Below are 7,424 nucleotides of genomic sequence, written 5' to 3' on the forward strand. Positions count from 1 at the left end.
CCCGGGCGCTCCGGCGCGGGATCCGACAAGGACCACCCAGCCCCGCCGACGTTCGAGCCGCGCGGTCCGGGGCGGAGCCCCGGGGACGGCAACACCCAGCCCCGCCGGCGTTTGAGGCGCGGGGTCCGGGGCGGAGCCCCGGGGAACGGGCGAAGGGCGGGGCGGGGAGCAGCTCCGCGCAGCGGCACCCCCTGCCCGCCCCACCGGCCGTCAGAAGAAGACCGACCTCCGCTGCACCAGCAGCTTGTACAGCGCGTGCTGGATCTGCTCCCGGACCTGGTCCGTCAGGTTGAACATCAGCATCGGATCCTCCGCCGCCTCCGGCGCGTACCCGTCCGTCGGGATCGGCTCCCCGAACTGGATCGTCCACTTCGTCGGCAACGGCACCGCCCCCAACGGCCCCAGCCACGGGAACGTCGGCGTCACCGGGAAGTACGGCAACCCCAGCAGCCGCGCCAGCGTCTTCGCGTTGCCGATCATCGGGTAGATCTCCTCCGCCCCCACGATCGAGCACGGCACGATCGGCGTGCCCGCCCGCAGCGCCGTCGAGACGAAGCCGCCCCGACCGAACCGCTGGAGCTTGTACCGGTCCCCGAACGGCTTCCCTATCCCCTTGAAGCCCTCCGGCATCACCCCGACCAGCTCCCCGGCCTCCAGCAGCCGCTGCGCGTCCTCCGCGCACGCCAGCGTGTGCCCGGCCTTCCGCGCGAGCTCGTTCACCACCGGCAACATGAACACCAGGTCCGCCGCCAGCAGCCGCAGGTGCCGCTGCGCCGGGTGGTGGTCGTGGACGGCCACCTGGAGCATCAGGCCGTCCAGCGGGAGCGTCCCCGAGTGGTTCGCCACGATCAGCGCGCCGCCCTCCTTCGGGATGTTCTCGACGCCCCGCACCTCCACCCGGAAGTACTTCTCGAACAGCGGCCGCATCAAGGACATCAGGACCTGGTCCGTCAGCTCCTTGTCGTAGCCGAACTCGTCGACCTCGTACTCGCCCGTGATCCGCCGCCGCAGGAACGCCAGCCCGCCCGCGATCCGCCGGTCCCAGCCGCCCCCGCCGCCGCCCCGCACCGGGGCCTCCGCGGCCGGCTCAACCGGCTCCACCGGCTCCGGCCGGTCCGGGACCGCCCGCACCTTCCGGGCCGCACCGGCCCGCCGGCGCGGCCGGTCCTCGTCGAACGGGATGACCTTGGCGTCGGCCACTATCGCTCCACTCCCTCGGCAACCTCGTCAACCTCGTCAACGTCCAAAAGCTCCGCGACCCGCCCCACGGCCCGCGCCACCCGCTCCGGCGGCAGCAGCCCGCTCCCCCGGCTCCGCGCGAAGTCCGCGAAGGTCTCCGCGGTCGTGTACATCGGCCGGAAGCCCAGCGTCTCCCGCATCTGCGTGGTCTCCACGACCCGCCCGTGCGTCAGCAGCCGGATCTGCTCCGGCGAGAAGTCCGTCGCCCCCACCGCCCGCAGCGCCTGCCCCACCCACGTCACCGCCGGCAGCAGGAACGGCACCGCCGGCCGGCCCAGCCGCCGCGCGCACTGCGACAGCAGCAGCACCCCGTCACCCGCGATGTTGAACGTCCCGCTGTTCAGCGTGCCCCGCTGCGGCTCCCCCGCCGCCAGCCTCAGCACGTCCACCACGTCGTCCTCGTGGACGAACTGCAACCGCGGGTCGTACCCCAGCACCGTCGGCATCACCGGCATCGAGAAGTACTCCGCCAGCGCCGAGTCCGCGAACGGCCCCAGGATGTTCGCGAAGCGCAGCACGCACACCGCCACGTCCGGCCGCCGCCGCGCGAAGCCCCGTACGTACCCCTCGACCTCGGCGGCGTCCTTCGCGAAGCCGCCCGCCGGCAGCGACTTCGGCTGCGTGGTCTCCGTGAACACGGCCGGGTCCCGCGCCGTGCCCCCGTACACGCTGGTGCTCGACTTCACCACGAGCCGCCGTACCGTCGGGGACTTCTGGCAGGCCCCCAGGAGCTGCATCGTCCCGATGACGTTCGTCTCCTTGACGGTGCTGCGCCCGCCCGGCACCCCCGCCGCGGCGCCCCCGGTGACCGCGAGATGGACCACCGTGTCCACGGCGTGCTCCGCGAGCACCCGGGCGATGGCCGACTGTCTGATGTCCGTACGCACGAACTCGGCCGAGCCGAGCCGGTGCGGCGGGCTCACCGCGTCGACCGCGATGACCCTCTCCACCTCCGGGTCACGCTGGATGCGGCGCACGAAGCGGCCCCCCAGCTGCCGGGCTGCCCCGGTGACGAGCACGACCTTCCCCACGAGCTCAGCGCCTCCCTCGAAGAAGTACCCCCGGCTGCACCGCAGCCCCTCCACCAGGATGGTGGAGGGGCTGCGGAGAACACGTACAGCTGCCGTTTACTTCTTGTTACGGCGCTGGACGCGGGTGCGCTTGAGCAGCTTGCGGTGCTTCTTCTTAGCCATCCGCTTGCGCCGCTTCTTGATAACAGAGCCCACGACTACCCTCGCTCACTTCTCTTCACTGGTGCGGGGCGTCTGGGCCCACACGACCTACGTCGGCCTAGCCTACCCGCCCAAACTCGGAGCTTGTAATCCGAGCCCTCCGCAGGAGTTACCAAGCCTCGGCAGGAGGCCTGGATCTCAGGCCGACTCCACCCCCACGAAGGACTCCTGGAGGTACTCGTGGACCGCGTTCTCGGGGACCCGGAAGGACCGGCCCACCCGGATCGCGGGCAGATGACGGTTGTGCACCAGCCGGTACACCGTCATCTTCGACACTCGCATCACCGAGGCGACCTCCGCCACGGTCAGGAACTGAACCTCACTGAGAGGCCTCTCGCCAGCAGCCATGACACCCACCTGACCTTCCGCGCATGACGGGCACCGGCTTCCCCTCCGGTTACTCCTCGTCGTCGCACGCTCACTCCCCAGAGTAGGGGCGGGTGATACGAGTGGGGAAGAGGAGCTACGGCCACTCCTGACGCCCCGACAGGCCGGCCCGGTGCAGCACGTGCCGGATGAGCGGACCGTAGTAGTCCGAACGCACCCCGTCATCAAGCGGAACGGTCACCACCACCCGCCCCTCGGCCTCCCCGACGAACAGCGCCGGATCATCCGTATCGCCCAGCCCGATCGCCTCCACACCCAGCTGACCTGCACCGCAGACCCACCCGTGATCACCCACCACCAGTTCCGGCAACGGCCCCCCGGCCGCCGCCAGCGCCCCCAGCGCGACCCGAACCGGCAGCGGCGAATGGGAGTGTGCGCCGGTGGCACTCCCCGCGCCCCGCGCGCCGGACTCCCGCACCAGCGCGACCCCCCGTACGTAATCGATCCGGTGCGGCCGTACGCCGAACCGGGTCGCCATGTCGACATGCACCCCCTGCGCCGGAGTGAGGACAACACATCCCGCCGCCGACAGCGCCCCGGCCAAAGCGGCGTAGAAGGGCAGGAGCCGGTGCGGGTGCCCCGTCCCGAACAGCACCGGCGACCGCGCCCCCGCCGCCGCCCCCAGCCGCACCGCGAACGCCTCCAGCGCCGCCACCGTCCGCTCCGGATCGATCACGTCCGGCCCGCTGACGTGCGCCGGATCCGCCGACACCCCGCACCTGGCCGCCATCAGCCCCAGCAGCTCACCCACACCCCACCGGCGCTCCGGCTCCAACCCCAGCAACACCCGCGGGTCCCCCGCCGCGAACAGCCGGTAGCTGCGCAGGCTCTCCTCCCGCGTCGTGGCGACGGGCCCGGCCAACCGGGCGGCCAGCAGATGCGCACGCAACGCGCCGGTGCTCAACACCCTCCGATGCTGCCGCACCGGACCTGCCGGTTCATCAATTCCTCCGAACCGCCCCACAGTTGGCGTAACCGCGCCAAGGGCTGACCCTGCGTCACACCAGCATCCCGCGCAACGGGAACACGGCCCTCCGCGTCGCCAGAACGGCCTGATCCGTACGGTCCGCCGGGTCGTAGCCGGCCTCCCAGTCCCGCCATTCCGGCGTCCGCCCGTCCGTCATCCGGGCCGGCCCGCCCTGCCGCGTCCGCGCGTACGCCTCGTCCCGCCACGACTGCGGCACCATCGCCGCCGGATCCACCGGCCGGTGCGCCGCGATCCCCACCAGGTGCGTCCACGACCGCGGTACGACGTCCACCACCGCGTACCCGCCGCCGCCCAGCGCCAGCCACCGCCCGCCCGCGTACTCGTGCGCCAGCGCGTGGCACGCCTCCTGCACCGCCCGCTGCGCGTCCAGCGACACCGCCAGGTGGGCGAGGGGGTCCTCGAAGTGGGTGTCCGCCCCGTGCTGCGTCACGAGCACCTGCGGCCGGAAGTCCGCCAGCAGCTCCGGCACCGTCGCGTGGAAGGCCCGCAGCCACCCCTCGTCGCCGGTCCCCGCCGGCAGCGCCACGTTCACCGCGCTCCCCTCGGCCGCCGGACCGCCCGTCTCCTCCGGCCAGCCCGTCTGCGGGAACAGCGTCCGCGGGTGCTCGTGCAGCGACACCGTCAGCACCCGGGGATCGTCCCAGAACGCCGCCTGCACCCCGTCCCCGTGGTGCACGTCCACGTCCACGTACGCGACCCGCTCCGCGCCCAGCTCCAGCAGCCGGGCGATGGCCACCGCCGCGTCGTTGTACACGCAGAACCCGGCCGCCCCGCCCGGCATCGCGTGGTGCAGCCCGCCCGCGAAGTTCACCGCGTGCCCGGCCTCCCCCCGCCACAAGGCCTCCGCCGCCGCCACCGACTGCCCGGCGATCAGCGCGGACGCCTCGTGGATCCCGCGGAACGCCGGATCGTCGAGGGTCCCCAGCCCGTACGAACCGTCCGCCAGCCCGGGATCCGCCGACACCTCCCGCACCGCGGCCACGTAGTCCTCCCGGTGCACCAGCCTCAGCGTCGAGTCCCCGGCCGCCGGGGCCGCCCGCACCTCCATCGCCCGGTCCAGCCCGAAGGCACGCACCAGGCCCATGGTCAGCGCCAGGCGCACCGGATCCATCGGATGGCTCGGTCCGAAGTCATACCCCGTTACCGCCTCGTCCCACATCAACAGCCCGGTCACCGGCTCGCCGCTCATGCCCGACACCGTATCGGGCCCCGCCGGCGCCGAAGGAACGGGCGTGGAACAACGTCACCAACACCAGCACCATCGGCACCACCATCGCGCCCCGGTAGCTCCAGGCGTCCCCGATCCCGCCCACAAGCGGCGAACCGATCAGGAAACCCACGTAGTTGAAGACGTTCAGCCGCGCCACCGCCGTGTCGGACGCACCCGGGCCGTACTTCTCAAAAGCCAGCCGCCCCGCCGCCGCGAAGGTCTGCGGCACGATCACGCACAGCCCGACCCCCAGCAGCGCGAAGCCGAGCATCCCCACCCAGGCCCCCGGCGCCACCGCCACCACCCCGAACCCGCAGGCCGCCACCACCGTCCCGGCCCGCACCACCGCGACCGCCCCGAACCGGCGCACGCCCAGGTCCCCGACCGCCCGCCCGGCCAGCGTCGTCACCATGTACACGTTGTACGGGACCGTCGCCAGCTGCTCCGAACTCCCCAGCACGTCCTGGAGGTACTTGGCACTCCAGTTCGCCACCGTCGAGTCCCCGATGTACGCGCAGGCCATCACCAGGCACAGCGGCAGCAGCAGCTTCCCCCCGCCCGCGGGCCACCCCTGCTCCGCCTTCCCGCCCCCGGCCGCTGCGTCCACGTAGAACCGGCTCCCGAAGAACGCCAGCGGCAGCAGCACCGCCACGGCCGGCAGGTAGCCCGAGAACAGCGACAGTTGCCAGTGCGCCCCCGCCCAGGCCGCCGACGCCCCCAGGATCCCGCCGAGACTGTACGAGGCGTGGAACCCCAGCATGATGGAGCGCCCGTACGCCCGCTGCAGGCTCACCCCGAGCATGTTCATCGAGGCGTCCAGCGCCCCCACCGCCAGCCCGAACACCCCCAGGGCCACCGCCACCTGCCACATCCCGCTGCCGGCCCCCACCCCGAGCAGGGCCAGCAGCACGACGGGCTGGGCCCACCGCAGCACGACGCCGGGCGGGACGCGCTTCACCAGGTGCTCGGTCGCGACGCTGGAGACCCCGGCGAGGACCGGCACGGCGGCGAGGAACGCGGGCAGCAGCCCGTCGGATATCCCGTACCGGTCCTGAATGGCCGGGATCCGCGTCACGAGCAGGGCGAAGGCCACGCCCTGCACGAAGAAGCTGAACCCGAGCGCCCCGCGCCCACGGCGAAGCCGTACGTCAACCGTCATGGCGGCACAGCGTAGGGCCCCCGGCTACCCGTGGGTAGAGAGATCACACAACCGATCAGCCGCCCAGTCCGAGCAGGGCGGACAGCTCCTTCATCTCCCCGAAGCAGGCGGTGGCCCCGGCGAGCCGTTCGGCGGGCACCATCGAGGTGAAGCCGAGGACGTCCATCCCGGCGGCCCGTGCGGCCTCCACCCCGAGGGGGCTGTCCTCGATCACCACGCACCGCGAGGGGTGGACGCCCATCATGTCGGCGGCGTGCAGGAACAGGTCCGGCGCGGGCTTGCCCTTCCCGACCTCCTCCGCGCTGAAGATCCACTCCTCCTCGAACCACTCGTCCATCCCGGACGCCCGGTGCCCGACCCGGATCCGCTCGTGGCTGGAGGACGAGGCCACGCAGTAGGGCATGCCGGTCGCGGACAGCTCCCCGAGGACGTCGGTCACTCCGGGGACGGGCCGCAGTTCCCGCTCGAAGGCGGCGAAGAGGCGCTCGTTGAGGATCCGCTCGAAGTCCGCCGGCAGCCGCTGCCCGGTCCGCTCCTGGACGAGGTCGTGCACCCGGTGCACGGCGGACCCCATGTAGTCCCGCAGGGACTCCTCGTACGTGGTGGGGTGCCCGAGCTCCGTCAGGTACTCGGAGAGGATCGTGTTGGCGACCGGCTCGCTGTCCACGAGGACGCCGTCGTTGTCGAAGATGACCAGCTCATAGCCCATCGGCCCACCATACGAGCAGTCAGCTCAGGTTGACGGCAACCCCGTGCCGGTAAACGGCTGAACGCCCCCGAACGGGCCCCGCGGGCCCTGCCGGCCCGTAAACGCAGAAAAGCCCCGCACCAGAAGGTGCGGGGCTTTCCCACAAAGATTGTTCGGCGGCGTCCTACTCTCCCACAGGGTCCCCCCTGCAGTACCATCGGCGCTGAAAGGCTTAGCTTCCGGGTTCGGAATGTAACCGGGCGTTTCCCTAACGCTATGACCACCGAAACACTATGAAGTTGAACTCCAGCCGGCAAGGCGAGTTCGTTACTTCAGAACTAACACAGTGGACGCGAGCAACTGAGGACAAGCCCTCGGCCTATTAGTACCAGTCAGCTCCACCCGTTACCGGGCTTCCACATCTGGCCTATCAACCCAGTCGTCTACTGGGAGCCTTTACCCTCTCAAGGAGGTGGGAATACTCATCTTGAAGCAGGCTTCCCGCTTAGATGCTTTCAGCG

The 7,424-nt window shown here is 71.6% G+C and carries 8 protein-coding genes, 1 rRNA gene and 1 other annotated feature; all 9 genes read right to left on the reverse strand.

Annotated elements, in window-relative coordinates; genetic code table 11:
• Positions 1 to 210: 210 nt before the first annotated feature.
• Complete coding sequence (locus SSNG_RS15440) at positions 211 to 1,200, reverse strand: lysophospholipid acyltransferase family protein (RefSeq protein ID WP_007264775.1); 990 nt, start codon at positions 1,198 to 1,200, stop codon at positions 211 to 213.
• Positions 1,200 to 2,270 carry an NAD-dependent epimerase/dehydratase family protein gene (locus tag SSNG_RS15445; RefSeq protein ID WP_007264776.1) on the reverse strand — a complete coding sequence of 357 codons (1,071 nt, stop codon included), beginning with the start codon at positions 2,268 to 2,270 and terminating at the stop codon, positions 1,200 to 1,202. Before SSNG_RS15445 ends, SSNG_RS15440 begins: the two co-directional genes overlap by 1 nt.
• A gap of 96 nt (positions 2,271 to 2,366) precedes the next feature.
• Positions 2,367 to 2,465, reverse strand: coding sequence for an AURKAIP1/COX24 domain-containing protein (locus SSNG_RS39695; RefSeq protein WP_003948845.1), 99 nt, complete (start codon positions 2,463 to 2,465; stop codon positions 2,367 to 2,369).
• A 144-nt stretch (positions 2,466 to 2,609) separates the two neighbouring features.
• A complete protein-coding gene (locus SSNG_RS15450) occupies positions 2,610 to 2,819 on the reverse strand; it encodes a helix-turn-helix domain-containing protein (RefSeq protein ID WP_042803574.1) in 210 nt (69 codons plus the stop codon).
• A gap of 115 nt (positions 2,820 to 2,934) precedes the next feature.
• Entirely contained in the window at positions 2,935 to 3,765 is an 831-nt protein-coding gene (locus tag SSNG_RS15455) for a phosphatase (RefSeq protein ID WP_007264778.1), read from the reverse strand.
• A 91-nt stretch (positions 3,766 to 3,856) separates the two neighbouring features.
• A complete protein-coding gene (locus SSNG_RS15460; RefSeq protein ID WP_007264779.1) occupies positions 3,857 to 5,005 on the reverse strand; it encodes an acetoin utilization protein AcuC in 1,149 nt (382 codons plus the stop codon).
• On the reverse strand, positions 4,977 to 6,215 hold the full coding sequence (locus SSNG_RS15465; RefSeq protein ID WP_007264780.1) for an MFS transporter: 1,239 nt from the start codon (positions 6,213 to 6,215) through the stop codon (positions 4,977 to 4,979). Before SSNG_RS15465 ends, SSNG_RS15460 begins: the two co-directional genes overlap by 29 nt.
• Positions 6,216 to 6,270: 55 nt before the next feature.
• Entirely contained in the window at positions 6,271 to 6,924 is a 654-nt protein-coding gene (locus tag SSNG_RS15470) for an HAD family hydrolase (RefSeq protein ID WP_007264781.1), read from the reverse strand.
• Positions 6,925 to 7,074: 150 nt separating this feature from the next.
• Positions 7,075 to 7,191 (reverse strand): 5S ribosomal RNA (gene rrf, locus SSNG_RS15475).
• 86 nt (positions 7,192 to 7,277) lie between these two features.
• Positions 7,278 to 7,375 (reverse strand) — a sequence feature (23S ribosomal RNA rRNA prediction is too short).
• Between the last annotated feature and the right edge of the window lie 49 nt (positions 7,376 to 7,424).

The organism is Streptomyces sp. C (assembly GCF_000158895.1).
GTDB lineage: Bacteria > Actinomycetota > Actinomycetes > Streptomycetales > Streptomycetaceae > Streptomyces > Streptomyces racemochromogenes.